25 protein-coding genes are annotated in these 25883 nt (G+C 50.0%); 16 read left to right on the top strand and 9 right to left on the bottom strand.

The features are described 5' to 3' along the window. Positions 1-32 precede the first annotated feature (32 nt). The 8 genes from X965_RS10845 (at position 33) to X965_RS10810 (ending at position 7435) form a co-directional block, all read left to right on the top strand. Complete coding sequence (locus X965_RS10845; protein ID WP_036418070.1) at positions 33-623, top strand: fimbrial protein; 591 nt, start codon at positions 33-35, stop codon at positions 621-623. Between the two features lie 97 nt (positions 624-720). Continuing rightward, positions 721-3219 carry a fimbria/pilus outer membrane usher protein gene (locus X965_RS10840; protein WP_036418068.1) on the top strand — a complete coding sequence of 833 codons (2499 nt, stop codon included), beginning with the start codon at positions 721-723 and terminating at the stop codon, positions 3217-3219. A 61-nt stretch (positions 3220-3280) separates the two neighbouring features. After that, positions 3281-4015 carry a molecular chaperone gene (locus X965_RS10835; RefSeq protein ID WP_004234702.1) on the top strand — a complete coding sequence of 245 codons (735 nt, stop codon included), beginning with the start codon at positions 3281-3283 and terminating at the stop codon, positions 4013-4015. Positions 4016-4034: 19 nt separating this feature from the next. Then, complete coding sequence (locus X965_RS10830; protein WP_004234700.1) at positions 4035-4526, top strand: fimbrial protein; 492 nt, start codon at positions 4035-4037, stop codon at positions 4524-4526. A 9-nt stretch (positions 4527-4535) separates the two neighbouring features. Continuing rightward, positions 4536-5027: a fimbrial protein gene (locus X965_RS10825; protein ID WP_015422288.1), complete on the top strand. Its 492-nt coding sequence runs from the start codon at positions 4536-4538 to the stop codon at positions 5025-5027. Further along, a complete protein-coding gene (locus X965_RS10820; protein ID WP_036418067.1) occupies positions 5027-5563 on the top strand; it encodes a fimbrial protein in 537 nt (178 codons plus the stop codon). Before X965_RS10825 ends, X965_RS10820 begins: the two co-directional genes overlap by 1 nt. A 7-nt stretch (positions 5564-5570) precedes the next feature. Further along, positions 5571-6434, top strand: coding sequence for a hypothetical protein (locus X965_RS10815; protein ID WP_036418065.1), 864 nt, complete (start codon positions 5571-5573; stop codon positions 6432-6434). Positions 6435-6532: 98 nt separating this feature from the next. Then, a complete protein-coding gene (locus X965_RS10810; RefSeq protein WP_004234693.1) occupies positions 6533-7435 on the top strand; it encodes a LysR family transcriptional regulator ArgP in 903 nt (300 codons plus the stop codon). Between the two features lie 28 nt (positions 7436-7463). On the opposite strand, the gene fba is transcribed toward X965_RS10810, so the two are convergent. The 7 genes from fba to X965_RS10775 all read right to left on the bottom strand — a co-directional run bounded on the left by fba (position 7464) and on the right by X965_RS10775 (position 15281). Continuing rightward, positions 7464-8327 (bottom strand): class II fructose-1,6-bisphosphate aldolase, encoded by an 864-nt coding sequence (gene fba, locus X965_RS10805; RefSeq protein WP_015422289.1) that lies wholly within the window; start codon positions 8325-8327, stop codon positions 7464-7466. Between the two features lie 66 nt (positions 8328-8393). Then, a complete protein-coding gene (locus X965_RS10800; RefSeq protein ID WP_004234690.1) occupies positions 8394-9359 on the bottom strand; it encodes a carbohydrate kinase family protein in 966 nt (321 codons plus the stop codon). Between the two features lie 34 nt (positions 9360-9393). Continuing rightward, on the bottom strand, positions 9394-10788 hold the full coding sequence (locus X965_RS10795; RefSeq protein WP_004234688.1) for a PTS ascorbate transporter subunit IIC: 1395 nt from the start codon (positions 10786-10788) through the stop codon (positions 9394-9396). Positions 10789-10817: 29 nt separating this feature from the next. Beyond that, a complete protein-coding gene (locus X965_RS10790) occupies positions 10818-11099 on the bottom strand; it encodes a PTS sugar transporter subunit IIB (protein ID WP_004234686.1) in 282 nt (93 codons plus the stop codon). Beyond that, a complete protein-coding gene (locus tag X965_RS10785; protein WP_004234684.1) occupies positions 11096-11545 on the bottom strand; it encodes a PTS sugar transporter subunit IIA in 450 nt (149 codons plus the stop codon). Before X965_RS10785 ends, X965_RS10790 begins: the two co-directional genes overlap by 4 nt. A 411-nt stretch (positions 11546-11956) precedes the next feature. Further along, positions 11957-13057: an ABC transporter substrate-binding protein gene (locus X965_RS10780; protein WP_015422290.1), complete on the bottom strand. Its 1101-nt coding sequence runs from the start codon at positions 13055-13057 to the stop codon at positions 11957-11959. Between the two features lie 10 nt (positions 13058-13067). Next, positions 13068-15281: a TonB-dependent siderophore receptor gene (locus tag X965_RS10775; protein ID WP_036418063.1), complete on the bottom strand. Its 2214-nt coding sequence runs from the start codon at positions 15279-15281 to the stop codon at positions 13068-13070. A gap of 194 nt (positions 15282-15475) precedes the next feature. On the opposite strand from X965_RS10775, the gene X965_RS10770 reads away from it, so the two are divergent. Next, positions 15476-16375: a DMT family transporter gene (locus X965_RS10770; RefSeq protein WP_004234679.1), complete on the top strand. Its 900-nt coding sequence runs from the start codon at positions 15476-15478 to the stop codon at positions 16373-16375. A gap of 47 nt (positions 16376-16422) precedes the next feature. Here the strand turns inward: X965_RS10770 and X965_RS10765 are convergent, their stop codons facing one another. Continuing rightward, positions 16423-17682 (bottom strand): Zn-dependent hydrolase, encoded by a 1260-nt coding sequence (locus X965_RS10765; protein WP_004234678.1) that lies wholly within the window; start codon positions 17680-17682, stop codon positions 16423-16425. A 24-nt stretch (positions 17683-17706) separates the two neighbouring features. Next, entirely contained in the window at positions 17707-18048 is a 342-nt protein-coding gene (locus tag X965_RS10760; RefSeq protein ID WP_015422291.1) for a DUF5713 family protein, read from the bottom strand. A 189-nt stretch (positions 18049-18237) separates the two neighbouring features. On the opposite strand from X965_RS10760, the gene X965_RS10755 reads away from it, so the two are divergent. The 7 genes from X965_RS10755 to X965_RS10720 all read left to right on the top strand — a co-directional run bounded on the left by X965_RS10755 (position 18238) and on the right by X965_RS10720 (position 25758). Beyond that, positions 18238-19359 (top strand): DNA cytosine methyltransferase, encoded by a 1122-nt coding sequence (locus X965_RS10755; RefSeq protein ID WP_036418061.1) that lies wholly within the window; start codon positions 18238-18240, stop codon positions 19357-19359. A gap of 81 nt (positions 19360-19440) precedes the next feature. Continuing rightward, positions 19441-19911, top strand: a complete 471-nt coding sequence (locus X965_RS10750; RefSeq protein ID WP_004234669.1) for a very short patch repair endonuclease — start codon at positions 19441-19443, stop codon at positions 19909-19911. A 6-nt stretch (positions 19912-19917) separates the two neighbouring features. Next, a complete protein-coding gene (locus X965_RS10745; RefSeq protein WP_036418059.1) occupies positions 19918-20616 on the top strand; it encodes a YafY family protein in 699 nt (232 codons plus the stop codon). Between the two features lie 50 nt (positions 20617-20666). After that, positions 20667-21269, top strand: coding sequence for a glutathione S-transferase family protein (locus X965_RS10740; RefSeq protein WP_032098165.1), 603 nt, complete (start codon positions 20667-20669; stop codon positions 21267-21269). A gap of 137 nt (positions 21270-21406) precedes the next feature. Beyond that, entirely contained in the window at positions 21407-21715 is a 309-nt protein-coding gene (locus X965_RS10735) for a DUF1471 domain-containing protein (RefSeq protein WP_036418057.1), read from the top strand. 920 nt (positions 21716-22635) lie between these two features. After that, positions 22636-22905, top strand: a complete 270-nt coding sequence (locus X965_RS10725) for a helix-turn-helix domain-containing protein (protein WP_004234664.1) — start codon at positions 22636-22638, stop codon at positions 22903-22905. Positions 22906-23058: 153 nt separating this feature from the next. After that, the gene (locus X965_RS10720; protein WP_036418054.1) at positions 23059-25758 is read left to right on the top strand and encodes an autotransporter outer membrane beta-barrel domain-containing protein; all 2700 of its coding nucleotides are present in this window, start codon (positions 23059-23061) and stop codon (positions 25756-25758) included. Positions 25759-25883 lie beyond the last annotated feature (125 nt).

Here is a 25883-nt window from a genome sequence, read left to right as displayed (position 1 = left end):
TATTGACGAATATCCCTGATAAAGGAAATAACATGAAACTTCAGAAAGTATTACTCTCAGTAGTTCTGGGATCTTTATTTGCTGCGGGTACTGCTATGGCAGAAGATCCTGTGCAACCACCAGAAGTAAAAAGCGGTCTCGGTACCGTGCATTTTAAAGGCTTCATTAATAACGTGCCTTGCTCTATCGACAGTAAATTCCTGGATCAGACAGTGGATTTCGGTGAAATCAGCCGTAACGAACTGACTACCGGTACTTACCGTACAGATAGCAAAACATTCAATATCGAACTGAAAAACTGTGATACCACCACGTATAAAACTGCGCAGATTCAATTCACTGTACCAACAGTTGAACTGAAAGACGGTACTGCAACATCTAAATATGTTGGTCTGGGTTCAATCCAGAATGCCGGTATCGCACTGACAGACAGCGGCGGTAAAGCTATCGAACTGGGTTCACGTTTCCCTGCTGAAAAATACACCCTAAACGGTGGCCGTGATCAAATCACTCCGCTGAACTTTGCAGCGTATGTAAAAGGTAACCAGTCTGCAGTTGCCGGTGAACAGGCTACTACCGGTCACTTCGATACCCCGGTTAACTTCCAGATTTTCTATCAATAACAGGATAGTTACTGAATAGTTCTTTTTAATATATGCAGTGGTCTGCAAGGACAGCTCCCGCCACTGCATAATAGATTAGCGGTGGCTGGCATATCTCATGAAGCTCAGAACAACAATTAAAATATTTACAGCTTCTGTGGTTGCAGCTATTCAGATAAATACCGCATTTGCTGAAGAAGCCATTAACTTTAATACATCATTTTTAGACTCAGACAGTCAGGAAATTGATTTTTCAAAATTCAGCCTGGCTAATTATGTTATGCCGGGTACTTATCTTCTGGCAACTAAACTCAATAATAATGTTATTACCAGTGATGAGAATATCCTTTTTTATATCCCGGAATATGATCCTGAAATAACAGTCCCCTGTATTACCCCTGAATTATTTGCACAACTTGCCATGAAAGAAGAGTGGCAGAATAAAGTCAGCTGGACAGCGCAGGATAAATTGCAGTGCCTTGATATCCGTACCATTCCTGATATGCAGGCAACGGGTGATATCGCGGATAATAAACTCAATATCCGGATCCCCCAGGCCTATATGGCCTACAGCGATCCGTCATGGGATCCGCCGGAGCGCTGGGATGACGGTATCGCCGGATTTTTATTCGACTATAACGCCACCGCCACGCACAGCAAATACCAGCCGGGCAGTGATAACGATAAAAGCAGCAAGACGGATGTAGTCAGCTACGGTGATACCGGCGTCAACCTCGGTGCATGGCGTGTGCATGCGGAATGGCAGGCGACCGGCGGCGACAGAGTGGAGCACTCAAAACGCTGGCGCTGGAACCAGATCTACGCTTACCGGGCACTCCGGGATCTCAGCGCCCGTCTGATATTCGGTGAACAGTATCTGACCTCAGAACTGTTTGAAAGCTTCCGCTACATCGGCATGAGCATGGAAACCGATGAAAATATGTTCCCGCCGCTGCTGCGCGGTTATGCGCCGGAAGTTGCCGGGGTTGCCCGCACCAACGCCACCGTAATCATCCGCCGGGGTGAACGTATCATTTATCAGGAGCAGGTCAGTAAAGGACCGTTCCGTATCCGTGATATGAACTACATCGGTGACGGTACACTGAATGTCACCATTAAAGAGCAGGATGGCAGCGAACAGCATTTCACCATCGAAACATCCCGCCTGTCGATGCTGACCCGTCCCGGCCAGTTCCTGTTTAAACTGGCGGCCGGTAAACCGCTGTCAGACGATCACAAAACCGAAGGCCCGGAATTCGGTACAGGGAGTTTTTCCCGGGGGATGAGCAACAACACCACGCTGTTCGGCGGCGTACTGGCGGCGACGGATTACCAGAACGTGTCTTTCGGGATAGGCCGAGATATCGCACCATTCGGGGTATTTTCCGCGAAAGTCTCCTATTCCCGGGCAAACATGGGTGATTTTGCAGATAAACAAAATAAAACCGGCGGCTCTTACAGCATCACCTATTCCAAAGAATTCGATGCCATTAACAGTCAGCTGACCTTCGCCGGTTACCGCTTCTCGGAGCGGGATTACATGACCATGAACCAGTTTGTCGATCTGCGTTACCGCGGCGGTAATACCGACAACAGCAAAGAGATGTATAACATCATCTTTAACAAGGTGTTCCCGTCTCTGCGCATGAACGTCTATCTGAACTACAGTCATCAGACATTCTGGAATAAAGCGAGCATCAATAACTACAGCATGACCCTCTCCCGCAACTTTGACCGGGGAGAGAAAAAGAACCTCAGCATGAGTATGTCAGCCTACCGGACAGAATCGGATTCAACAAAAGATAACGGCGTCTACGCCAGCCTCTCTGTTCCGCTTGATGATAATAAAGGCATGTTCAGCTACAGCGGCAGTTACAATAAGAACTCTCACAGTAATAACGTTAACTATTACACTGATATTGATAATTCGAGTAACTATTCACTGTCTGCCGGTGAAGGCGACGGCAAAGTCAACCTCGCCGGTTTCTATACCAATGAAGGGGGGAATAACTACCTTTCACTGAGCGGAACCTATATTCAGGACAACGTTCTTACGGTATCCGGTCAGTCACACGGCGGCTTTACCCTGACCCGTGAAGGTGCGGCATTCCACCGCAGCGGCAACAGTATGGCACCGCGCATTCTGGTGGATACCAGCGGAACATCAGATATTGATGTGCGCGGTACCGGCAAAGCAGTACGGACCAACGCCTTCGGGAAAGCGATTATCCCGACCGCGACGGCCTACTCACGCGGCCAGCTGTCTCTTGATCTCGATGCCATGCCGGATAATGCCGAAGCCCTGACATCCGTGCAGCAGGCAACACTGACCTCCGGTGCGATCGGTTACCGGAAATTTAATGTTGTCGAAGGCTATAAAATCATGGGTATTATTGCTATGAATGATAATACTCATCCGCCATTCGGCGCCTCTGTCATGAATGACAAAAATGCGGAGATCGGCATTGTGGCCGATAACGGATCGGCTTATCTGACCGGGATACAACCGGGCCAGAAGCTGACTGTAGCCTGGAACGGACAGACACAATGTACTGTCCGGATCCCGGAAATAAAGGATGATAACGTTCAGTTTAATATGCTGCTGCCATGCCGGTAAATCCGGCGGCACCGGTATGTATTTTACAGAATTAACAGATGAATCCGTAAGGAACCTTAACATGAGAAAAGTGACCACCTTATTCTGCGCCGCACTGACCACCCTGGCCGCCATTCCGGTAACCGCGGGAGCCGCCATCGCACTCGACAGAACCCGTGTTATTTATAACGAAGGTGATAAAGCTGTGCCGCTGACGGTCACCAATGAGCACCTCAGCAAACCGTATCTGGCGCAGTCCTGGATTGAGAACAGCACCGGACAGAAAATTACATCACCGGTATTTGTCACTCCGCCGGTGCAGCGGATTGAGCCTGACCGCAAAAGCCAGATTAAAGTGCAGCTCTCTCCGGAAGCCGCCTCATTACCGGCTGACCGCGAATCGGTCTTTTATCTGAACGTCCGTGAAATTCCGCCGGCCGTTGAGAAAAGCAACGTGCTGCAAATTGCCCTGCAAACCAAGATCAAACTGTTCTACCGCCCGAAAGCGATTCAGGTTCAGGAGCGGATGGAAAAAATCGCCGGTGCGGATGGCATCCGTCTGTCACAGAATGGCGGGCAGTACACCATTGAAAACACCACGCCGTACCATCTTTCAGTCACTCGTCTGGATGCCACCGGCGGAAAAGAAGTGAAATTTGAGCCGGTGATGGTATCACCAAAAGCCTCCGCGTCCTTCAGTGCTCCGGCGCTGGGTAATGCGCCGGTTGTTTATTACGTCAATGACTACGGTGATACCAAACCACTGAAATTCAGCTGTGCCGGCAGCAGCTGTACCGTGCAGTCAGACAGTAAATAATTAACAGGAGGAACCGCCGATGACACTGACCATGCTTTTCCGTACCGGCTGCGCGGCACTGTTGTGCCTGCCGCTGATGGTCTCCGGCGGTTCTTACACCTATATCGATGTGTATGTCCGGGGGGAGATATTTATCGCGCCCTGCAAAATTAATCAGGGCAATAATATCCTGATTGATTTCAAAGATGTCACCACCACCCGGATAGACAATGATAATTACCGTGAAAAACTGGATTACCGGATCGAGTGTCAGGATAACCGCGCCCGTGCCATGAAGCTGTATATTACCGGCACCCCTTCCTCCGTCGATTCGCGTTATCTTTCCACCAGCGTCAGTGACCTTGCGGTGAAATTCCTGGCGGATAACAAACTGATGCCGCTGAATGAAAAGATGACCATTCAGTATCCGGTACAACCCGAAATCATGGTGATTCTGGCAAAAAAACCGGCGGTAAAACTGCCTGCCGGTGAATTCAATGCCACGGCCACCATCCATATCGATTATGAATAAGGAATTGTGATGCGACATTTAATCACAGCTCTGATGCTGTCCTGTCTTGCTCTGCCGGTGTATGCCGGTACAGGAGTAGCACACAGTTCCGCCAATATCCGGATCACCGGAAGTCTTCAGCCGCCGCCGCCCTGTAAAGTGAATAACAACGAGGAAATCCTGGTCGATTTTCAGCGCATCCAGATAAAAATGCTGGAAAAGTCAGATATCCGCAAAGATGTGGATATCCCCTTTGTCTGTGAGCAGGACTCAGAGAATTTCAAATATTTCCTCACCGTTGACGGGCCGCGGGCACAGTTCAATAACAAACTGGTGAAAACCAACCAGAATAACGTGGGCTTTAATATTGAACTCGCCGGGGTGAAACTGGATTTGGGCAAAGCGCAGCTGGTGAGCAGCCGCCATCTGACATTAACCATTGTGCTGACCAAAAACCCTAACGGGGACGTCACGCCCGGCTCCTTCAGCGGCACCGGCACTGTAACGATGGAGTATTTCTGATGAACCGCCCTGCTGCTCTCAGTCTGTTATTCAGCGCCGCACTGACATTCTCTGCCGTCTTTATTCCGGCGGGGCACGCCGCCGATAACCTGCGAGTGATCGGCGAGCTGTACAATGACCCCTGCACGCTGTTACCGGAAAATAAAGATCTGGTGGTGGATTTCAGTGATGTTTCACTGCCGGATTTGTATGAGGGGGTTGAGGTCCGCAAATCATTCTCCCTGATCCTGTCTGACTGCGATATCACGGATATGAACCGGTTTAAGATTAAATTCACCGGGACCCCGGATATGCCGTCCTATCTGGCGCTGGATCCGTCCAGTGACGCAGGCGGGTTTGCCATCGGCGTGCGGATAGATAATATTCCGCTGATCCCGCTGAATCAGTTTTCCAACACCATTACCATTGCCGGAAACGGTGAGAACAACATCCGTTTTACCGCTTTTTTGCAGGTTGATCCGAAAGCAAAAACCGGTAAAACCATTAAGTACGGCGCGTTTAATTCCACCGCGTTTCTGACTATCGACTATTTCTGAGGTCGGTATGACCAAGATCCTCCGTTATCTCACTGTGCTGACCACTCTCCTTTTATTTGTGCTGCCTGCACAGGCAACACTGTACAGCTATATTACCCGCTCTGAAGGTAAACCGGCAGATATCGATTATTACTACCGGATTACTGCCTGGACTCCGCCGCCGGCGGGCAGCGTGCATCCTTGTGTGAAAGTCGGTCTGACAAAAAAATGCTACGCCAATATTAATCACCGCCACACAAACGCAGACCGGGGTGGGGTATCCTCCCGTAATAACAGCGAATTTGAGGGGCGCTGCCGGAATATGAACCTGATGACACTGCCGGATGCCACAGCTGTTTATAACTATATTTATAATAACTGTTTCGGCGGACTGCCGTTTGAGGGGCAGACCAATCACAAAGGTGACGCTATCCGTAACGAATGTGTGACCCTCTTTTTAACCAGCAGCCCGACCGGTGGTAACGGTTATATGTATCCGGATTCTGTCTGTGGCGTAGCTCCCCCGCCGGGCGGAATTTGCAGTTTTACGGCTGACTATCCGAGCGCCATTCTCGATCATGGCCGGATACCGGATAATGAAATTAACGGCAATCAGGCCAGTCAGTATCTGAGAATGAAATGCAGCAAAGATGCCACTGTCCGGATCTACTCCGTGAGTGATACGGAATCCCGGCTGAGACTAAAAAACAATCTCTACAGCAGACTGACACTGAACGGCTATCCGCTGAACTCATCCGGCGGTGGTGTACCGGTTTATGTACGCGGGGATTATGAAGCAAACGCACTGCTGAAAAGCACACTGGAAACCACCGGGCCGGTGGAAGCCGGGCCTTTTATCGGTAATATATCCATTGTTATGACCATTGACTGATCGTCTTTACACGCCGGTATTCCCGTACCGGCGCTTTTCCTCCTGCCGCCCTTTTCGTGTAGAATAGCCGTACTTTTCACCACCACCGCAGGGCTTCCATGAAGAATGTCGATTATAAATCACTGAGATTGCTCGATCTTATTATCAAAGAACAGGGATTCGAGAAAGCCTCAGCGAAACTCTTTATTACACAATCGGCAGTTTCCCAGCGGGTAAAACAGCTGGAAAATCAGGTCGGTTCCCTGCTGCTGACACGCACCGTGCCGCCGAAACCGACCGAACTCGGGCAAAAGCTGCTGGGTCTGCTTTATCATGTTGATTTAATTGAGCATGATGCCTTTGATAATGAAAGCGGCAACCATGTGGTCACCATCCCTATCTCCATTAACGCCGACTCCCTCGCGACCTGGTTTTTATCCGCTATCAAGCCGATCCTGGATGACCGCGCCATTCGTCTGGATATTAAGGTGGATGATGAGAGCCGGACACTCGACTATCTGCTCAAAGGGGAAGCGGTCGGGGCAATCAGTATGCAGCCGCTGCCTGCTGTCGGCGGAACCTGTGATTATCTGGGGGCGATGGATTATATTTTTGTCTCGAGCCCGGCCTTTGCGGAAAAATATTTCAGCAAAGGAGTGACCAAAGAGACCCTGCTGCGGGCGCCGGTGGTGTCATTTAACCATTCGTCAGATATGCACCATATCTTTTTACAGGAGTATTTCCGTTTAACGCCGGGAAGCCTGAACAGCCATATAGTGCCGTCATCAGAGGCCTATATTCAGCTGGTACTGCAAAACTCCGCCTGCTGTATGATTGCGGAACATCAGATTAAACATGAGCTTGAATCCGGACGGATGATCAATCTGGTACCGGAACTGGTGCAGCAAAAACAGCTTTACTGGCATCGTTACCAGCCGGAATCCGGCACATTACAGCGGATTTCAGAGGCGATTATTAATAATGCCAAAGATTATCTGACCCAATCCCCGGTGACCGCCTGAGCGGCGGCCACCACAGGATCTGACGGGGTTACAGAGACTGCCCGGCTGAGCCGAACAGACGCATCCGTTCTTCCACCCGCTCCGCGACCGGCTGCAATCCTTTCATAATCACTTTGCGCGGATCGTTGATATCATGCGCGCCCTGCTGTTCAAACTGCTCTTTCACGGACAGGCACCACGCATACATATTTTCCGTATTAACGTTGATCTTCGCCGTACCGAGTGAAATGGCTTTCTTCATGTCCTCGTCTGAAATACCGGTTCCGCCGTGCAGTACCAGCGGTACTTTCACCAGCTGCGCGATATGCTGCATTTCCGCAAAACCGAGCTTCGCCTTGCCTTTATACAGCCCGTGAGTCGAGCCGAGCGCCGCCGCCAGGCAATCCACCCCGGTTTCTTCCACCAGCTTCTGACACTCTGCCGGGTCCGCATAAATGACGTGAGAATTCACAATACCGTCCTCGCTGCCCGCGATGGTGCCCAGCTCGGCTTCCACAGACACACCACGGCGGTGCGCGTAAGTCACCAGGCGTTTGGTGATTGCCAGGTTTTCGGCAAACGGCATCTGTGAACCGTCGAACATCACAGAACTGAAACCGGCTTTAATTGCCGCTTCACAGGCTTCATAAGACTGGCCGTGATCCAGATGCAGTGCCACCGGCACATCTATTTCCAGAAACTCCATCGCATTCACCACAATATCGTGAATACATTTCAGCCCGAGCATATGTTTTATGGTTCCGCCGGAGACACCTAAAATAACCGGGGAACGCAGTTGCTGTGCAACTTTTAATACCGTTCCGGTCCACTCCAGGTTATTAATATTAAACTGGCCGACGGCGTACTGGCGTGCAAATGCACGATTGAGCATATTCTCCATCGAAACTAACATCGGATTTCCCCTTGTTGGCGTATAACTGTAATTTAATCAAAAACCAGAATTAATCAAAATCAGAATTTAATCAAAATAGTGTTTCAGATTTCTTTCGTATTTATTCACCGCATTATGGACATCCGCCAAATCCGGCATTGATTCGCGCACCCCTTTTTTCTCAATTGAGATGGCTGCTGACAGACTGGCAAATAAAATAATATTCTCAATATGCCAGTTATAATGAACTCCGTACGTAAATGCGCCGTGGAATATATCACCGGCTCCTGTTGTATCAATCGCATTACAGATAAATGCCGGTGATATTGTCAGCATTCCGTTTTGCAGATACGCACAGCCTTTCTCACCCAGCGTAATAAATGCCTCACCCCGGGCCAGTTTATTCAGTTCCGTTAATGCCGTTTTTAACTGAATATCGGTGGTGAATTTATCAATCTCAATCAGATCACGGGCAAAGTTTTCACTGGCGACCAGATAATCGGTATATTTCGCCAGATTTAAATTGCTTTCCCGCAGTGACCCCGCGTCCATCACGACGCGGGCATCAGGCAGACGGGTCAGAATATATTCACTCAGCTCCGGTTCATGACCATCAATTAATACCGTGATGACTTCCCCTTTATCCTCCTGTGTCAGGCGGGTAATCAGCTCATCAATTTTCAGTTTCTCTTCAAATGTCATACGCGGCGGAGAGACCAGCTTGCGCGTAATAATTGTCCGGGAACCATTTAACTGATTAACTAATACAGATGCCAGCGGTGTGATCATTTCATCGTTAAAAATAACGTAATCGGTATTCACACCCACATCATGAAACTCATCAATAATTTTCTGACCGTAGATATCGTGGTTGAGGTGTCCGGTAAAATAAATATCCTCTCCCCACAATCCCAGTAACCATGCCGCATTGGCACAGGGTCCGCCGCCGCTTTCAATAAAATCACCGGAGAAATTTTTGGTATTCTCCTCCGGCCAGCGGTTAAGAAAGAAGAACTGGTCGAAGCAGGATAAACCGACAGAAATTACTGCCATAACAACTCCTTAAAACCTTTCGTCAGTATCATATTTACTTATGTGCGCGGTCTTTTTCCATTAATTCGTCATAGCTCAGGGTATCCCCCACCACTTTGACTGATTTAAAGGCAAACGGCGCCAGTAATGCCAGAACCAGAACAAAACAAATCAGGTAAATCGCAATCTGACCGAAGTGGGTAAAGGCTTCACCGATAACAATGCCCCACACCGCGAAGTCAAAGTCTGCAAAGGTACTGTTTTCAAAGCCCAGGTTGCCCAGCGCCGGTAACAGCATGGCCGGTAAGAATGCGAGGAAAATACCGCCGATAAAGGAGGCGATAATACAGCCCTTTTTGCCGCCCAGTTTGTCCGCAAATACACCGGATGTACCGCCGCAGAAGAAGTGCGGCACCATGCCCGGGATAATCAGCGCCATACCCAGACCACCCAGCATCAGCATGCCGACAAGGCCGCCGATAAAGGAGCTGATAAAACCGATTACCACCGCAGTCGGGCTGAAGGTAAAGAAGACAGCACAGTCAACCGCCGGAATCGAGTTCGGGATCAGTTTCTGGCTGATACCCTGGAACGCAGGTACCAGGTCACCCAGGATTAAACGCACACCGCTGTAGACAATCGCCACACCCACCGCGAACTGCAGACCGGTCAGGATGGAGAAGATCACCATATTCTGCTCAGTGATGGTGCTGATATAAGCGGAACCGGCAACGATGCTGCACACCAGATAAATCACGACCATCACAATACCGGTTGTTACTGTGGTATCGCGCAGGAAGCCCCATTTTTCGGAGATCTCAGTATCCGCAAATGAGTTTTCTGCTTTACCGACTTTCGCCGCAATCCAGGCAGACAGGTAATAACCGAGGGAACCAAAGTGCCCCATGGCAATACCGCCGTCTTCAGTAACGCGCTTGGTATAACGCTGTCCGATTGCCGGTGAAATAGCTGACCAGGCACCCAGCAGGAAACCGCCGATAATAACCATTTCCCAGCCTTTGAAATTCGCGGCCTGTAATACTGCCGAGAATAAACAGGCTAAAAAGAAAGAGTGGTGGCCGGTTAAAAAGATATATTTATATTTGGTGAAACGGGCAATCGCCAGGTTGAAAATAAAGCCGAGTAATAAAATACTCATTGTCTCCACACCCAGTAATTTCTGGGCAACAGAAACAATCGCTTCGTTATTCGGAATAACCCCCCGGATATTAAAACCGGCTTCAATAATACCACCAAGCGGATTCAGGTTTGCCACGATAACACCGGCACCTGCACTCAGCATTAAATAACCGAGGATCGGTTTTAATGTCCCGGTTAATAATTTATTGACCGGTGACCGTAATGCCAGTAACCCCACCAGGGAGATAATCCCCATAAGAAAGGCAGGCTGACTGAATATCTCAGTCAGGAATGAGAGAATATAAGCCATAATTTAATTCCTGTAAAAAGAATGAACTATCAGGATTGACTCAGTTTCAGTAAAGCGTCTTTAATATCTTCCGCAATTTTGGCTTTATGCACATAACTGCGGATCACGGCAACTTCACACTGCGGCGGAAATTGTGATGCCAGCTCTTTAATCGTGACATACAGATCCGCTTTCTCACCCACGGCATTCGCAAAATCCACTGAAGCCACATCGGCTTTTATGCCCATCTCCTCACAAATTTTCTTCACGTTATTGGCGGCCATTAATGAGCTGCCGATACCATTGCCGCACACTGTTCTTATTTTAATCATGCTGTCCTCTCTATCGACGTCCGGATAAACTGTAAAATCTGTTCTTTGTTATTCTCTTTTACAAACTCAGTAATATTATTTTCAATCAGATCAGCCACGGTCTGAATCAGATGAATATGGGTATCTGAATCTGTCGCGCTGATAGCAATAATGACATTGACCGGATCAAACTCCTCATGATGAAATACCAGCGGTGTGCCGGTCACCACCACGGAGAACGCGGTTTTTAATGCCCCTTTTTCCGGTCTCGCATGGGGCATCGCCACCCCGGTATCCAGCACAATCACCGGGCCGAACTCATGATATACGCGGATCATTTCCTCAATATAATCAGGGGTACATGCGCCTGATTTTTGCAGCAACTCACCGGCATAGCGGATGCCCTCTTCCGGAGATGCAAAATTCTGATTCAGGGATAACAGCCCGCTCTCAAAATGAATATCCAAAACCGAACTCCTGATGTGATTTTTTCTTATTTTAAAGATGGCTTATTTACGCCTAAATAAATAGCGACGAAGATCACATTCCGGTTTTAAGAATGTGAAGCCGATCTCGTTTGCCTGAAATAACGCTTTATCGTGTAAAGCAAAAAATAATCCAGTTAATTCATATAATTACTTTTTACTGATAATTTCGCTGTTTTTATTTTCCGGGCTGAATATGTGGCCTGAGTCATATTTTCACTGGTGAAAATAAGATGTTCATCACATTTTTGAGGGTGTTGAGTCGTCACTTTGCGGGGCGGATCAAATTGAGGGGCAAAATTGATTTATTTTTAACCGGTGATAAAAAAAGAAGCCCGGCAACACTGTTTTCTGTGCCGGGCTTTTGTGCTGTTTTTGCTGATAAACGGATAATTACTGCATCGTCACCCAGAACGTCCCGGCACCGCTGATCGCCGTAAACCGCTGATGGAATGACACCATTTCCGCCTGCGGATTCAGGTCACTGAATGCCTGCGGATGGAAAAATGCAGCCAGTGCTTCGGCGGCAAAAATATTCAGCGGGCTGTTGTAGAAATTATGGTAAACCGCCATCACGTGCTGTGATTTCACCGCCTCCAGTGAGGCTAATCCCTGGCGGTTCATCAGCGCATTCATCACTTTTTGCGCCGGTTCTGCCGGTGCGCCGTACCCGAGCGTGACCGCCTCTGAACGGCGGTTATACTGTTTCCAGTCCGCACCGGTCAGCACATAGAACTGCGGGTTGAGATGCAGAATATTTTCAATGCTGCTTTCCGCGCCGTTTGCCGGCATCGTGTCGCGCACCAGGTTATCACCACCCGCAATCTCCGCCAGTTCGCCGAATCCGGTACGTCCGTATAAACGGCAGCAGTCATTGCCGAATAACCCGGCATTGCTTTCAATCAGCACGGACGGTTTTTGCTCCGGCAGACGCTGACGCAGTGCGGCCAGTTTAAGCCGGTAGTATTCCGAGAACTCCGCGGCGCGCCCTTCGGTTTCAAACAGTGTGCCGATAAGCTGAATACTTTTCGGGGTGTTTTCTGTCATGTCACTGCGGAAATCGATAAAAATCACCGGAATACCCGCCGCTTCCAGTTGCGGCAGCAGGTTCGTACTTTTCATCAGCCCGTAGGAGGATTTGTGCATCAGTACCGCATCCGGCGACAGTGCCAACAGGTTTTCCGTTGTAAAAGTACCGTCTTTGCTTTTCGGCAAAACCGGTAACCGCGCCAGTTCCGGCGCGGCCTCCAGATATGCTGCTTCCAGATCCGGCGCATAATGCGCCAGGGTATCACTCCATCCGCTGAGAGAGGAAAAATGGGTTTTCCCCGCCGCAATATCCACCGCCAGAATGTCACGGGCATCCGCAAGAAACAGCCGCTTGACCGGCGTATTCACCGCTACGGACCGTCCCTGTAAATCGGTGACAATTTGCGTCTGAGCACGGGCTCCCATGCTCAGCAGCAGCGTCATCATTACTATGAATATACGCATAAAACGGGTCTCAGAATGTCACCAGGTAATTCAGTGCAAATGTGCGGCCGCGACCTTTATAGCTGTATAAGTCCGGTGCGCCGTACGCCGGGCTGTACAGGATAGGTGCGCGCTGTCCCCACACGGTGGTGTAATCTTTATCCAGCAGATTTTCGACCGCAAAGCTGACTTTACCGACCGGTAACTGATAGCTGCCGAGGAAATCGACGGTGTTATATCCGTCCAGTTTCTCCCCGTCCGCATCGGTCAGGCTGAAGGATTGCTGGCTTTGCAGACGCAGTGTCCAGTCTGACGGCTCCCAGGCCACATACGCGGTGACTTTTGACGGACTGGCAAACTTCACGCTCCATTTTTCCCACTGATCGCCCGCTTTGGTCTCGGATTTGATCAGGTTGAAATTAGTCCCGACACGCCAGTCAGTATCTGCGATCGCGTAATCCGCCGCCCCTTCCACACCGTAGATCCGGCGTTTGTCATCTTTCAGGAAGATAGTCATATCTTTCTTATTGATGTCGTAACTGCTGTCAGACAGTGAATAGTACGCCGCCAGCTGGGTTTGCAGGCTGTCCCCGGTGTAACGCCAGCCCAGTTCGAAGGAGTTGACTTTGATACCTTTGACCCGCGTATCATTGATGTTCACACTGTTGAGCAGCGGATAATGACCACTGACCGGCGAACCGTAAGTGCCGGTGCCGTAGAATTTGGCGATATCCGGGATTTCAAAGCCCTGGGAGAAATTAAACCAGGTCTGTTGTGTGTCGGTCAGGTTGAGCAGCACCCCGGCATTAAATAACAGGTTGTTGTAATCCGTTTCCCCGCCCGGTACCGCATCCGCTGAAGTGGCTTTACCTTCCGCAATCAGCTGTTGCTGCTGATACCCGGTGAAATCATCCACTTTGTTTTTCGTGTACTGATAACGCATACCGCCGCTCAGGGTCACCAGCGGGTTGATGTCATAACTGCTTTGCAGAAACGCCGCCATCGTGGTGGTGGTATAGCCCGGATAACGCCCGGTATTGTAGGCGGAATCCAGGGTCAGTCCGTTACTTTCCTTCGCTTTCTGCAGATTAAAGAACTTCTGGTTGGCACTGAATTTTTCATGCTCGGCATCCGCGCCGTACGTCAGTGTCAGGTTATCCAGCGGCTTGCTGTTAAAGGTGACTTTACCGCCGTAGAAATCAGTTTTCTGCTCTGATGCGCTGATGCTGCTGACCACATAATCCGGCTTTTTACCGCCCAGCGCCGGGAACGGATAGAAGGTCTGGGTTTCATCACGGTAATACGCCTGCGCCACCAGATCCTGTCCCAGCAGGTCACTGTTGCTGTACTGCAGGTTCACCATATGGCGTTTGGTGCCGGGGATCCGGTCAGAATCCAGTTTGTCGCTGTTATGCGCAGTGTCTTTTCCCAGTACCGCCGCAAAATCTTTGCCCAGATCGATCCCGTGTTTGCCGTCAGATTCACTGTTGTAATACTGCGCCATCAGTTCCAGTGACTGATGGTCATCAATCGTCAGAGTTCCGGAGCCCATCACATCCAGGCGGTCAGAATACTGAAGCCCGGTCTGGGTGTTATCGATCAGGATTTCGCGGCCTTTGCCGTCATACCAGCCGCCGTAACGCTGATAAGCCACAGATAAGCGTCCGTAAGCCTGATCATTACCACCGCTGACTGCGGCAGCCACGTTTTCATCATGATCCGAACCGTTGCGGAACCCGCTTTTGCCGCCGATCTGAACCTCAACCTGTTTTTCTTCCTGACCTTTTTTGGTCACGATATTAATCAGACCACCGCTGCTGCCGCCACCGTACAGGGAGGTCGCACCGGAAATCACTTCAATATGATTGATATTGAACGGATCAATCGAATCCAGCTGACGGCTGTCACTGCGTGATGAATTCAGGCGCACACCGTCCACCATCACAATCATAGAGCGCCCGCGCATATTCATGCCGTAGTTTGTCCGCCCCTGGCCGCTGACACTCATCCCCGGGATCAGCTGCGCCAGGATATCTTTCAGCTCTTTGCCGCCTTCCGCCTGCTGCGCGATATCCGCATTATCAATGACCCAGGTGGTCTGGGCCATTTCAGAAACTGTCCGGTAGCTGCGCGAAGCAGAGACCACAATCGGTTCGCCGGAATCGGCAGAAGTTGCCGCCAGGACATCCGGTGTGATTAACAGGGTCAGGCAGGGTGTCAGAAGACAGAGAGAGCGGATGCGCATTGGTATCTTTCCTGTGGAGATCAAAAAAGTTCATTATCAGGCTGCTGATAATATTGACTGAGAATGATTATCACAAGAAGAAATATTCCCCGCTTGCTTTTTATATTTGATTTTCAGGGGGTGACTATTCACTGTGGTATAATCGGAACCGGATACTTCCCTCTTAACTCACTGATTTTCAGATAAGGAATCCCATGCGACCTGCGGACTATCTGCGGCTTACCCTGCTGGCGGCCATCTGGGGTGCCAGCTTTCTTTTTATGCGGGTGGCCTCCCCGCAGTTCGGCGCGGTTAACACGGCCTTTCTGCGTGTCTTTTTCGGCTGTGCCGGACTTCTGGTGATCCTCCTTATCATGCGCCGCACCTTCCGGTTTGACGGAAAATTAAAACCGGCATTATTACTGGGCGTGATTAACTCCGGCATTCCCTTTTTTATGTACTGTCTGGCCGCGCAGTGGCTGCCGGCCGGTTACTCCGCCATTCTCAACGCCACCACGCCGCTGATGGGGGCGCTGATCGGCTTTGCTTTCTTTGCCGAAACCCTGACCGCCCGCAAATGGCTGGGGGTGATGATGGGACTGGCCGGGATTGTGGTGATCACCACGGTCGGGGAAAGTCAGTCTTCCGCCCATTTATTATGGGGCGTGGCCGCCTGTCTGCTTGCCACCGCCTGTTACGGGCTGGCGGGATTCCTGACGCGGCGCTGGATCAGTGAAAAAGGCGGTCTGGATGCCCGTCTGGTTGCGTTCGGCAGCCAGCTCGGTGCCACGCTGTTCCTGCTGCCGTTTTTCGGTTTCAGTGTCACGACCGGCCCGGCGGTTAACTGGGCACAGCCGATGGTCTGGGGCAGTGTGATTGCGGTGGGGCTGCTCTGTACGGCAGTGGCGTATATTCTCTATTTCCGCCTGATTGCGGATATCGGCCCGATGCGCTCACTGACAGTGACCTTTCTGATCCCGCCGTTCGGTATTTTGTGGGGTTATCTTGTGCTTGATGAGACACTCAGCCCGAATTTCTTCCTCGGTGCGCTGATTGTCTGTGTGGCAGTCTGGCTGCTGGTCAGCCGGGGCAAACAGCCCGCAGCGGTAAAATAATTCACCGGGCGGCATCCGCCCGGATGCCGCCGTTTTGCCGGGATAACTTACACCGGCTCTGCCAGTCTCAGTATCACCGTATCCAGCAGTACCTGTGCGCCGCGTATCAGATCAGCATCTTCGGTATATTCAGCCGGGTTATGGCTGATTCCGTTCTTACTCGGCACAAAAATCATCGCTGCCGGCGCTATCCGCGCAATCATCTGCGCATCATGTCCGGCACCAGACGGCATACGACGGTATGCACTCCCGGCGGCTCTGGCCGCATTCTCCACACAGCTGACCAGGGTTTTATCAAACACCACCGGCTGAAAACGCGCCAACTGACGGGCTGAGACCGTAACCCCTTCCTGCTCTGATAACACCGCCAGATAATCGCGGATCTGCCCTTCCGCCCATTGCAGGCGCTCTTCGTCCGGGTCCCGCATATCAATGGTGAACGTTGCCGAGCCCGGGATCACGTTAACCGCATTCGGCTCAAAAGCAATCGTCCCCACCGTGGTTAATGTGGCCCCGTTTTTCTGAGAAATGCCTTCGCGCAGAAAGGTGATCAGCTTCGCTGCCGCATATCCGGCATCATGACGCAGCCGTGTCGGCGTGGTTCCGGCATGGTTTGCCGTGCCGGTGATGGTGATTTTCTGCCACGAGATACCCTGTAAGCTCTCCACCACCCCGATCTGTAATCCTTCCGCCTCCAGCACCGGTCCCTGCTCAATATGCAGTTCCAGATACTCGTGCGGCACAATGCTGCCCGGCACCATACTGCCCGCATAACCGGCGCGTTCCAGCTCATCACGCAGCACTGCACCGTCAGTGGCCACCGCATTCAGAGCATCTTCCAGCGGATAACCGCCCGCATACACCAGCGAGCCCATCATATCCGGATGAAAACGCACACCTTCTTCGTTAGTGAATGCCGCCACCGTGATCGGACGGGACGGCAGCACACCGGCTTCCCGGAAGGCCCGGACTACCGCCAGGCCGCTGAGCACGCCGTAGCAGCCATCCAGTGCCCCGGCGTTAATCACCGTATCGATATGTGACCCTATCATCAGCGGCGCGGTATCGCTGTTTCCGGAAACTGACGGCAGTGTGCCGAAAATGTTTCCGATCTGATCAATACGGATCACCAGATCCAGCGCTTTCATCCAGCTGACCACCAGGTCACGCCCCTGCTTTTCCGCATCGGTCAGCGCTGTCCGCGTCCGCCCGCCTTTTACCGGATCCGCCCCGGCATTTCCCAGTTCCTGCAAATGATTCAGTAAGGTCTTTCCGTCTATCTTCAGCCCACCGGATTTGTGATTCATGATCACCTCATTATTGTTATTGAATTACCAGTCCCGCGTTGCGATAAGCTCCTCCGGGTCCGCATCCTCAAAGCCGTATGCACGGGCAATCAGGTAAAAGGATTCGCCGATAGAATCCCGGGCAACGGTTTCAATCTCACTGCCTGCTTCATCAAACGCATCCTGCAAATCATTAAATTCCTCTGTCGCCTGCTGTGTCAGCACATACAGCGCCGCCAGGTCGTCCGGCGGATTGTTTTCCAGCACCTCACACAGACGCAGAAGAATCTCCTCTCCCTGCTTCACCAGATGGTCCGGGAAATAGCTGTCATCATACATATCGCCTAATAAACGGAGCTTCAGAACATCCGGATTGGTTACAGGCATTTTCATTCCCCCTGAAATAGTTACGCTAAGAACAAATTAATACAGAGAGACAACATATACCAGTTTCCGCGCCCGCCGGACATACCTGTTTTTCCGGCCTTCCTGTTTCCCGGAGCCCCGGGCAGTGATATAGTGCCGGGATAAAACCGGCGCACTGCCCGGCGGCTGTTTCCCGAACCGGAGATGATTTTGAAAAAACACCCAGAGGACGCCCCTTTCCGGCAGTCACCCGAGGATAATTGCAGATTCACTTTTATCGATCTTTTTGCCGGCATCGGCGGGATCCGCCTGCCCTTTCAGCAACAGGGCGGTCGTTGTGTGTTTACCTCTGAGTGGGATAAATTCGCCCAGCGCACCTATTTTGCCAATTTCGGTGAGATGCCTGACGGCGACATCACCAGGATCGCGGCAAAAGATATTCCGGATCACGATATTCTTCTCGGCGGTTTTCCGTGCCAGGCATTTTCACAGGCGGGTGCGCGTCAGGGGTTTAACGACACCCGCGGTACCATGTTCTTTGAAGTCCAGCGCATCATGACAGAGAAACGGCCGAAGGCGTTTCTGCTGGAGAACGTCAAACAGCTGCGTGGCCACGACGGCGGCCGGACATTACAGACTATCCTCGATATTCTGCGCGGACAGTATGAACAGACTGTGCCGGATAATATTCCGCTGAGTGAAGAGACCCGCAGCGCGCTGTCGCAAAAACTGAACTATTGGGTTGATTTCCGCGTGCTGCGTGCTGCCGATTTTGGTATTCCGCAGAACCGCGAGCGTATTTTTATTATCGGTTTTGACCGCGACCAGTTTCCGGATGCGGACTTTGACACCTTATTTTCCTGGCCGGAACCGACTCATCAGCCTACCTGTCTCGGTGATATTCTCCAGAGCAAAAAAGCGCTGGCGGAAGATGCGGTGCGCTATAAAAAAGATCGTTTTACCATCTCCGATAAATTATGGGCCGGCCATCAGAAACGCAAAAGAGAACATAAAGCCAGAGGTAACGGCTTCGGATATTGCCTGTTTAATAAAAACAGCGAATATACCAATACCCTGAGCGCCCGCTATTATAAAGACGGTTCTGAGATCCTGATTGACCAGTCGCGGGACGGTAAAAACCCGCGCAAACTCACCCCGCGTGAATGTGCGAACCTCCAGGGATTTCCGGAAAACTATATTACCGATTCTGTTTCCCAGGGGCAGATTTATAAACAATTCGGCAACTCCGTCTGTATGACTGTTGTCGAAGCCATAGCTGAACAACTCACGGCGGCATTAGTCCGGGCCGGTGCAATACCGCCGGTAAAATAATCTTCCGGCGGCGCGGCGCATATTTTCCCGGCGAAATAGGGTAATCTGGGCTTATTCCTGAAATCAGCGGCTGAAAATCCGATGGATGTACATGACAAAGAAACCCGCTCCCGGAATATGCGCGCCATCCGCAACCGGGACACCAGACCGGAGCATCATGTCAGAAAGCTGTTGCATCATAACGGCTTCCGTTTCCGGTTATATCCGGCAGATTTGCCCGGCAAACCCGATATATGGATGGCAAAATGGCGGACGGCTATCTTTATTCACGGCTGTTTCTGGCACATGCACGATTGTGACAAATTCCGGCTTCCCGCCACACGGACCGCATTCTGGCAAAAAAAATTATCAGAGAATAAAATCCGCGATGAAAAATATATCGCAGAACTGCACCGCATGGGGTTACGCACATTAATCATCTGGGAATGTGCCCTGACCGGGAAAACAAAATTATCTGACCCGATGCTGCTGACATTAATAAAAACCTGGCTGATAAGCAGTGCTGTTTCAGGCAGTATTACGGACTCCGGATTAACTATCACGCCAGGCTGATACCTTATGACACGCACCCAGCGCTTACTCACCTTATTACAGATCCTGAAAGAGAACCGTTATCCGGTCACGGCGGATTCCCTCGCCTCGCAATTACAAATCAGTGTGCGTTCCGTTTACCGGGATATTGAAACCCTGCGCTGCCAGGGTGCTGAAATTACCGGTGAAGCCGGTCTCGGTTATCAGATGAAATCCGGATTACTGCTGCCGCCGATGATATTTGATGTCAATGAACTGGAAGCCTTAATTCTCGGGTTACGCTGGGTACAGAGTAATGCGGATGATGAGCTGAAAGCCTCCGCTGCCCGCGCGGCAAATAAAATCAACGCTGTGGTGGAACATGAATCCCGCGCCGTATTCAGTGACAGCACATTATTTGTGCCCGCCTCACAGCTGACACAGGTCGATAATATCATTGCCGGGGAATTGCGCCGCAGTCTGCGGGAAGAGCTGAAAATCAAACTGTGTTATCAGGATAAAGAGGCCCAGACCAGCAACCGGATTATCTGGCCGATTGCCATCGGTTATATGAAAGAGGTGCAGGTGCTGGCCGCCTGGTGTGAATTACGTCAGAGCTACCGGCACTTCCGGCTCGACAGAATTCAATCCTGTAAAATATTAACCGATAAACTGCCGTACCCGAAAAAATACCTGCTCGACCGCTGGCGTAAAGAAGTCCTCTGCATCCCTCCTGACAGATTCTGACACTCCCCTCACCTATGATGGTGCCTCAACACACTAAACAGGAGAGCATCATGAGCGGACTGACACTTTATACCAATGCAATGTCACGCGGGAATACCGTTGATTTATTTCTGAAAATTCTGGATGTACCGTATCAGCGCGTGGAACTGGATTATGGTGCGGATATGCATACCCCGGAATATCTGGCTATCAACCCGATGGGTAAAGTGCCGGCATTAACCGACGGCGACCGTGTTATCACTGAAACAGCCGCCATCTGCATGTATCTTGCCGATAAATTCATTGAAAAAGGCTTTGCACCGGCGGTTGATGCTCCGGAACGCGGCACCTATTACCGCTGGTTCCTGTTCACCGCCGGTCCGGTTGAAGCCGCTTTCACCGCCAAAGAAATGGGTCTGGTTCTGACAGAAGAAGAACAGAAAATGTCAGGGTTCGGCTCCTTTGACCGCGTAATGGCCTGCCTGGAAACCGGATTAGCTGATGCAGCACCGTATTTATGCGGTAAAACCATGACCGCCGTTGATGTTTACATCGGCTATTTCCTGATGTTCCTGGCCAAACATGACTTAATTGCTATCTCTCCGGCCATGAAAGCGTATTTAGACAGCCTGACGTTAAACCCGGCATTTGCCGCGGCCTTCTCCGGAGAATAACAGCAACCCTCCCTGCCATAAGGCGGATGCAAAAATACAGCATCCGCCATTTATGCACTTTCTTTTACCATTTATCCGCAGTACAGTTTCCTTATTAATATCTTTACGGTAACTCACCGGCAGAGGAAATAATGATAATGAATACCCTGAAAATAATTGCATTCCCGGTTCTGCTTTTTATTTCGGCTTCCGGTTTTGCACAAACAGTTACTGCCTGGGGGGATACATTATCTGACGCAGAAGCCAAAATAGCCCGCCAGGCAGAAAAAGCCGGTAGCGGATATCAGATAACCAGCGCCAGAGTCGGCTGGGTTACTTATGTTACAGCCACACTGACACCATTACCGGAAAATACACGCAATATTTCACCTGACGAAAACCAAACTCAGAATAATGCGTTACCACAAACGGAGAATACCCGTAACCACTGGCTGACAGAAAAATAAATATACCGGTAAATATCCTTTCAGGATGTAACTGTGACAGATGCGCTGCATCCCCGTTAAATAAATAAAAATAGCAGTAAAGATAAAAAATCGTTAAACAGATGCATTGCAATGCTTACTGCTATCACATCACCACTTCATTATTCCCTTCAAAAATACGTATTTTAAACCACGTCAAAAAATACAATAAAACCCGCATTTCATTGTTATTAATCTGCCGGTAAAAACAAAATTTCCCCGGGGAATAAATACAGCGATAAATACGGACTTCAGGCCCTGAAAAGCATAAGAAACCGGATTCCGCTCCGCCACAGTAAGGAATGTTGCTGAACGCTATATAAAAAGCCAATAACGCCGGGAAAAACACGTCATACGGTAAACATCAGACAAATGATCTGCCAAATCTGAAAAGAAAAGTGTAAGTATTTGTGTGAAAAGTATCACACTTTTACGAGCGCGATCCGGAAAACCCGAGCCATGATTTTCCCTTCTTTTCATTTCAGCCAAAATGACGGGTTACAATATAACAAATTGAATAATATGCAAAAGATAGAAAACAATAAACGCAATACAAGGATTTTTACTTACTCAGCCAATATGTAAAAGATCGCTAAAACCGATCAATAATCAATTGATGATAGTTTTTACCTATCATAAGTGAAATATCGATCGTTAATAACAATTTTTTATGTTTTCACATGTCTTGTATATTTCATTACCAGATGGTAATTATTTATACGCAGCAGACGGGTAACTGCAATTAATATTATTACATCCGGATTTGTAATAATTTATTACAGGATATTACGATTTTTGTTTTTGCGTTAATTAATATTTCTCCCTGCTGAATCAGCACCGCTGTCATATAAGTAAACACATCACACCTGAATCCTGTTATGGCCCGGGGAGTGGAATCTATTATGAAAAATAATCAGATATTACTGCATGATGTAGGCGCACTGATCCGAAAGTTACGTAAAGAAAAAAGAATGAGCGGCGTTGATCTTGGCGCGGAACTGGGAATCAGCCAGCAACAGATCTCCCGCTATGAAAATGCCACGAGTGAAATATCAGTCTCAACACTCATTAATATACTTGCTGTATTTAATATAACACCCGCTGAATTTTTTACCCGTATCTCTGATACGAAACATGATTTTTTCAGCAAATACACCACCGGGAACTGGTAAATACCAGCCAATTAGTCCGTTAATTATTGTTGTTATGCATCAGGAAGATACATCCTGTTTCCTGCCTCACATCAATAATAATGATAATAAAAATATCTTATTTACATAATTTTTATGTGCTTTTGGAAAATAAAAATTATGAAAAGGAATGTTATGAATATTAACCTGTTTATCAGGGGATATCAGCGATCCCCTAATTCTGGCTATACCGCCCTCTCACTGCGTGGCTCGTTAGCAGCGGCCGGGCTTCTCAGCCTGAGTACTGCGGTCTGTTTACAGACAGCACAAGCTGCGGATATCGGCAGCCAGAGCGGTACCAATATTACGGTTAACGACGGTGACCGGATCACCGGCGATACCGGCGATGCATCCGGAAACCGCTATGGTGTCCTGAACTCCTATAACAACGGTGCCGGAACCATCAATCTCGGCAATAACGTGACTGTGAATGTGACAGATACGGACAAATACGCCAAAGGCGTGGTTATTCAGGGAAATAACAGTGTATTAAACGCCAATGGCTTATCCGTGAACGTAACCGGTAAAAGTGCTATCGGTGTTGACCTGTCCGGTAAAAAAGCAGAGGCCAATCTGGGAACCGGCAGTACGATTAAAACCAACGGTACCGGAAGCTATGGTATCCGTATCGACGGCCTGAACGGCACCGCATCCAATGGCCCCGCCTATTTTACTGCCACTAATCTGACTATCGATGCACAGGGTTCAAGTGCATACGGCATGAATATCCAGAGAAACTCCATTGTTGATCTGGGTACTGACAGCAAAATTATGACCAACGGCGATAACGCCCACGGTATCTGGAGCTTTGGTGACATCAAAGCAGATGCCCTGACAATTATCGCCCGCGGAAGCAATGCCAACGCGCTGGAAGTTCGCGGCGGAACCGCCAATATCGGTGCCGGCAGCCATATGTATTCTGAACTGGGCGGTGGTCTGGTCACCAACGGCTCAGGTACGACCATTAACTTTACCGGTACGGCGGATAACCGTAATACTATTTTCTCCGGTGGTTCTTACGGTGCGTCTGCTCAGTTTTCCGGTGCTAAAATCAACCTGGCAAACACCGATATTACGATTGACCGCAACGGAAGCCTGGGTCTGGGACTGTGGGCGCTGGGCGGCGGTGTCATGACCGGTGATAATATCTCGGTAACAGGTGCCGCAGGCACCCGTGGTGTCTATGCCATGACCAACAGCCAGATTGATCTGACCGGCGACCTGACCATTAATATGGCAACCGCAGATCAGATAGCCATTGCCACCCAGCACAATGACGGCTATGCCGCCAGCCGGATTAATGCAACGGGCAAAATGCTGATCAACGGCGGTATTCAGTCACGGGGCGGCCTGATCAATGTGGATATGGCTTCCGGCTCACAGTGGACCGGGAACGCTTACAGCGATAACGTCAACGGCGGCCTGCTGAATGTCACCATGGACAACAGCCGCTGGAATGTCACGGATGATTCCAACCTCGATAATCTGGTACTGAATAATACCACCGTCGATTTATCGCACAGATTATCCGACACCGGTTACTCAACGCTGAGTATCGCCAACCTCAGCGGCAACGGCGCATTCACGCTGCGGACTGATATTGTCGGTGACGGTGATGGTGTCAACAACGCCGGTGACAAACTGGTGGTAACCGGTACCAGCGCCGGTGATTATTCATTAACAGTCTTAAACCGCGGCAGCCTGGCCACAACCGGGAATGAAATTCTGACCGTTGTGGAAACCGCAGACGGCGCAGCCAGCTTTACTTCAACGTCTGAAGTCGAATTAGGCGGCTATCTGTATGACGTGCGCAAGAACGGCAATAACTGGGAACTGTACTCATCAGGTGCCTATATTCCGCCGCCGGTAGTCCCGGATCCTGATCCGGAACCAGAGCCGGAACCGGAAAAACCAAAACCACCGATCACCACCACAGCGGATGCAGGCGGTAACTTCCTGAACGTGGGCTATCTGATTAACTACGCAGAGACCCAGACACTGATGCAGCGCATGGGTGATCTGCGTCAGAACGGCGGGGATAATAATGCATGGCTGAGAGGCTTCGGCGGTAAATTCAACTCCTTTGCCGGCGGCAAAATGAGCGGATTTGACATGACCTACGGCGGTACACAGCTGGGCTTTGATAAACGTATCTCACCGGACACACCGCTGTATATCGGTACCTTTGCGGGCTTAACGCAGGGCTCACCGGACTATCGCGGCGGGGACGGCACTGTCCGTTCATACCATCTGGGACTTTACACCACCTATATGGCGGATAACGGTTTCTATGTTGACGGTATTGCCAAGGTTTCCTGCCTGAAAAATAAATTCAGCGTGTCGGACAGCCAGAACAATAATGTCAGCGGCAACGGCAGCTCAACGGGGGTCAGTTTATCAGCAGAAGCAGGCCGGAAGTTCAGCCTGAACCAGACCGGTAATGGATTCTATATCGAACCGCAGGCACAGCTGACCTACAGCCATCAGGACTCAACCGGTATTCACGCCAGCAACGGCCTGAAAATCGACCTCGGCAGCTATGATTCCACCATCGGACGCGCCGGTACACTGATCGGCTATGAAACCACCACCGGTGACAGCCAGATCAACGTTTACCTGAAAACCGGTTTTGTCAGAGAGTTTCAGGGCAACACCGACTATAAACTGAACGGCTCCCGCGAAGCACACAGCTTCAAAGGAAACTGGTGGAACAACGGACTGGGCATCAGCGCCAATATCAGCAAAAAACATACCCTGTATGCAGAAGCTGACAGCTCAACCGGCAACCGGTTTGATCAGTACCAGATTAACGGCGGATACCGTTTCAGCTTTTAATCTGTGAGATGCTGTAAGTAAAAAGACGAAGAGGGATCTTCGTCTTTTTTTGCTTTCAGGGAGGTCTGGTTTACAGCAGATATCAATGCGGTAAATATAATCAATATTCTCTTGAAATCATTTTT

The sequence above is a fragment of the Morganella sp. EGD-HP17 genome (genome assembly GCF_000512315.2).
Lineage (GTDB): Bacteria > Pseudomonadota > Gammaproteobacteria > Enterobacterales > Enterobacteriaceae > Morganella > Morganella morganii.
Note: the sequence above shows the minus strand (reverse complement) of the source record. Positions and strands in the feature narration are given on the sequence as shown.

Excerpts from the sequence above, each read along its gene's own strand:
- X965_RS10845 (WP_036418070.1), top strand. The coding sequence starts at position 33 with ATGAAACTTCAGAAAGTATTACTCTCAGTAGTTCTGGGATCTTTATTT.
- X965_RS10840 (WP_036418068.1), top strand. The coding sequence starts at position 721 with ATGAAGCTCAGAACAACAATTAAAATATTTACAGCTTCTGTGGTTGCA.
- X965_RS10835 (WP_004234702.1), top strand. The coding sequence starts at position 3,281 with ATGAGAAAAGTGACCACCTTATTCTGCGCCGCACTGACCACCCTGGCC.
- X965_RS10830 (WP_004234700.1), top strand. The coding sequence starts at position 4,035 with ATGACACTGACCATGCTTTTCCGTACCGGCTGCGCGGCACTGTTGTGC.
- X965_RS10825 (WP_015422288.1), top strand. The coding sequence starts at position 4,536 with ATGCGACATTTAATCACAGCTCTGATGCTGTCCTGTCTTGCTCTGCCG.
- X965_RS10820 (WP_036418067.1), top strand. The coding sequence starts at position 5,027 with ATGAACCGCCCTGCTGCTCTCAGTCTGTTATTCAGCGCCGCACTGACA.
- X965_RS10815 (WP_036418065.1), top strand. The coding sequence starts at position 5,571 with ATGACCAAGATCCTCCGTTATCTCACTGTGCTGACCACTCTCCTTTTA.
- X965_RS10810 (WP_004234693.1), top strand. The coding sequence starts at position 6,533 with ATGAAGAATGTCGATTATAAATCACTGAGATTGCTCGATCTTATTATC.
- fba (WP_015422289.1), bottom strand. The coding sequence starts at position 8,327 with ATGTTAGTTTCGATGGAGAATATGCTCAATCGTGCATTTGCACGCCAG.
- X965_RS10800 (WP_004234690.1), bottom strand. The coding sequence starts at position 9,359 with ATGGCAGTAATTTCTGTCGGTTTATCCTGCTTCGACCAGTTCTTCTTT.
- X965_RS10795 (WP_004234688.1), bottom strand. The coding sequence starts at position 10,788 with ATGGCTTATATTCTCTCATTCCTGACTGAGATATTCAGTCAGCCTGCC.
- X965_RS10790 (WP_004234686.1), bottom strand. The coding sequence starts at position 11,099 with ATGATTAAAATAAGAACAGTGTGCGGCAATGGTATCGGCAGCTCATTA.
- X965_RS10780 (WP_015422290.1), bottom strand. The coding sequence starts at position 13,057 with ATGCGTATATTCATAGTAATGATGACGCTGCTGCTGAGCATGGGAGCC.
- X965_RS10775 (WP_036418063.1), bottom strand. The coding sequence starts at position 15,281 with ATGCGCATCCGCTCTCTCTGTCTTCTGACACCCTGCCTGACCCTGTTA.
- X965_RS10770 (WP_004234679.1), top strand. The coding sequence starts at position 15,476 with ATGCGACCTGCGGACTATCTGCGGCTTACCCTGCTGGCGGCCATCTGG.
- X965_RS10765 (WP_004234678.1), bottom strand. The coding sequence starts at position 17,682 with ATGAATCACAAATCCGGTGGGCTGAAGATAGACGGAAAGACCTTACTG.
- X965_RS10760 (WP_015422291.1), bottom strand. The coding sequence starts at position 18,048 with ATGCCTGTAACCAATCCGGATGTTCTGAAGCTCCGTTTATTAGGCGAT.
- X965_RS10750 (WP_004234669.1), top strand. The coding sequence starts at position 19,441 with ATGGATGTACATGACAAAGAAACCCGCTCCCGGAATATGCGCGCCATC.
- X965_RS10745 (WP_036418059.1), top strand. The coding sequence starts at position 19,918 with ATGACACGCACCCAGCGCTTACTCACCTTATTACAGATCCTGAAAGAG.
- X965_RS10740 (WP_032098165.1), top strand. The coding sequence starts at position 20,667 with ATGAGCGGACTGACACTTTATACCAATGCAATGTCACGCGGGAATACC.
- X965_RS10735 (WP_036418057.1), top strand. The coding sequence starts at position 21,407 with ATGAATACCCTGAAAATAATTGCATTCCCGGTTCTGCTTTTTATTTCG.
- X965_RS10725 (WP_004234664.1), top strand. The coding sequence starts at position 22,636 with ATGAAAAATAATCAGATATTACTGCATGATGTAGGCGCACTGATCCGA.
- X965_RS10720 (WP_036418054.1), top strand. The coding sequence starts at position 23,059 with ATGAATATTAACCTGTTTATCAGGGGATATCAGCGATCCCCTAATTCT.